Raw genomic sequence first — 2,898 nt, 5'->3', positions numbered from 1 at the left:
CATCAAGTTCAGCCACGTCACCAACACCGACAAGCACCCCAAGGGCATCGCCGCCTCGCTGCTGCAAAAGCGCGTCAACGAGGAAATGGACGGCAAGATGTGCATGGAGGTCTTCCCGAACTCCACACTCTATGACGACAACAAGGTGCTCGAGGCGATGCTTCAGGGCGATGTCCAGCTCGCGGCACCCAGCCTCTCGAAATTCGAGAAGTTCACCAAGCAGTTCCGCCTCTTCGATCTGCCGTTCATGTTCAAGAACATCGACGCCGTGGACGCCTTTCAGGCCTCCGAGCAGGGGCAGGCCCTGCTCGATTCGATGCAGCGGCGCGGGCTTCAGGGTCTGGCCTACTGGCATAACGGCATGAAGCAGATGTCGGCCAACAAGCCGCTGCTGCTGCCGACCGACGCCGCAGGCCTGAAATTCCGCGTTCAGACGTCCGATGTGGCCGTTGCCATGATCGAAGCCATGGGCGCCAATGCCCAGAAGCTGGCCTTCAAGGAAGTCTACGGCGCCCTGCAGACCGGCGTTGTCGACGGTCAGGAAAACACCTGGTCGAACATCTACGGCAAGAAGTTCTTCGAGGTGCAGGACGGCATCACCGAGACCAACCACGGCCTGCTCGACTACATGGTCGTCACCTCGGTCGATTGGTGGGACAGCCTCGACCCGGCGATGCGCGACCAGATCAAGTCGATCCTCGACGACGTGACCAAAGAGCGTAACGCCGCGATCAATCAGGTGAACGAAGAGAACCGTCAGGCGATCCTCGACGCCGGTGCGGAAATCCGCGAACTGACGCCCGAGCAGCGCCAGCAATGGGTCGACGCGATGAAACCGGTCTGGGACCAGTTCACCGATGACGTCGGTCAGGAAAACATCGACGCAGCGCAGGCGATCAACGCCAAGCACTGATCAGGAACGGACGGGCGACGACCCCCACTCGTCGCCCGATCTCACGGCGCGCGCGGTCCCCCACACGCCCGCGCGCGCCACTTTCAACTCTCGACCTCAGACCGGAGTGAGCCATGAGCCAGCGCTATGAGCCGCGCAACGGGTTTTCGCGGGCGATCCATCATCTGGAGGAGACGCTGATCGCGTTGATCCTCGGCACGATGACCGTGATCACCTTCGTCAATGTCGTGCTGCGCTACGTCTTCAACTCCTCGCTGATCTGGGGGCTGGAGACGACGTTGATCCTCTTCGCCTGGCTGGTTCTGCTGGGTATGAGCTACGCGGTGAAAGTGACCGCGCATCTCGGCGTCGATGCGATCATCAACATGCTGCGCCCCGGGCCGCGCAAGGCCATGAGCCTCGTCGCGGCGGGCCTGTGCATTCTCTACGCGGTGCTGCTGCTGAAAGGCGCATGGGATTACTGGGCGCCCTTCGCCGGGTTCGAGCAGACCTCGGGCCGCTGGTTCCCGACGGGTTTCCAAGACACCCGCGACCGCGCCTTCTACGAGACCGATCAGGTGCCGATCGCGCATTGGCTCGCCGTCTGGCTGGGCGACCGGTTCAACATGGGCGAGGCCTATGACAAGCTGCCGCGCTTTATCCCTTACCTGATCCTGCCGATCGGCGTGACGCTTCTGCTGATCCGCTTCGTGCAGGCGGCAATCGGGGTCGCCGTGGGCAAGCGTTCGGCGCTGATCGTGAGCCATGAAGCCGAAGACCAAGTGGCCGACGTGGCCCATATCAACAAGGGTGACTGAGGCATGGATATCCTGTTCCTTTTCGTGATGGTGATCGGCTTCATGCTGATCGGCGTGCCGATCGCGGTCTCCTTGGGCCTCGCGTCGACGCTGTTCCTGCTGATCTTCTCGGACGCCTCGCTCGCCTCCATCGCGCAGTCGCTCTACGACGCGATGGACAACCACGCGACGCTGCTGGCGATCCCGTTCTTCATCCTCGCCTCGAGCTTCATGTCGACGGGCGGCGTGGCGCAGCGCATCATCCGCTTCGCCATCGCCGTGGTGGGCCACCTGCCAGGCGGTTTGGCCATCGCGGGCGTCTTCGCCTGTATGCTGTTCGCGGCACTCTCGGGCTCGTCGCCTGCAACCGTGGTCGCGATCGGCTCCATCGTCATCGCGGCGATGCGGCAGGTGGGCTATTCGAAGGATTTCGCCGCCGGTGTGATCTGTAACGCGGGCACCTTGGGCATCCTGATCCCGCCGTCGATCGTGATGGTGGTCTATGCCTCGGCGACCGACGTGTCGGTGGGTCGGATGTTCCTCGCGGGCGTCATTCCGGGCCTTCTGGCGGGCGTGATGCTGATGGCCACGATCCTGTTCTTCGCGATCAAGCGCAACCTGCCGAAAGGCGAGTGGCAGGGCTGGGGCGAAGTCGCCGCAAGCTTCGTCGACGCGTTCTGGGGTCTGATGCTGATCGCGATCATCATGGTCGGCCTCTACGGCATCCCCGGCATCACCGGGGGCATCTTTACCCCCACCGAGGCCGCTGCCGTCGCCGCCGTCTATGCGTGGTTCGTTGCGAACTTCATCTATCGCGACATGGGCCCGCTCGATGAGGGCGAGCAGAAAACTTCGCTTCTGAAGAAGCCGCAGGCAATCTTCACCGCGATCTGGCACAAGGGCACGCGCGACACGCTGTTCGAGGCGGGCAAGCTGACGATCACGCTGATGTTCATCATCGCCAACGCGCTGATCCTCAAGCACGTGCTGACCGACGAGCAGATCCCGCAGAAGATCACCGAGGCCCTCCTCGGCGCGGGTCTGGGCAAGATCATGTTCCTCGTGATCGTCAACATCATCCTGCTGATCGGCGGTCAGTTCATGGAGCCCTCGGGCCTGATCCTGATCGTCGCGCCGCTGGTCTTCCCGATCGCGATCGAGCTGGGGGTCGATCCGATCCATCTCGGCATCATCATGGTGGTGAACATG

3 protein-coding genes are annotated in these 2,898 nt (G+C 62.7%); all 3 read left to right on the top strand.

Annotated elements, in window-relative coordinates:
* Positions 1–913, top strand: a 913-nt coding sequence (locus tag B3D39_RS10980) for a DctP family TRAP transporter solute-binding subunit (protein WP_286789681.1), incomplete at its 5' end; no start/stop codon positions are given.
* Positions 914–1,026: 113 nt separating this feature from the next.
* Positions 1,027–1,710: a TRAP transporter small permease gene (locus B3D39_RS10975; protein ID WP_078570326.1), complete on the top strand. Its 684-nt coding sequence runs from the start codon at positions 1,027–1,029 to the stop codon at positions 1,708–1,710.
* 3 nt (positions 1,711–1,713) lie between these two features.
* On the top strand, positions 1,714–2,898 hold a 1,185-nt coding region (locus B3D39_RS10970; protein WP_286789680.1), incomplete at its 3' end, for a TRAP transporter large permease.

The organism is Thioclava sp. UBA3469, from assembly GCF_002378135.1.
In the GTDB taxonomy this organism is placed as follows: Bacteria; Pseudomonadota; Alphaproteobacteria; order Rhodobacterales; family Rhodobacteraceae; genus Thioclava; species Thioclava sediminum.
Note: the sequence above shows the minus strand (reverse complement) of the source record. Positions and strands in the feature narration are given on the sequence as shown.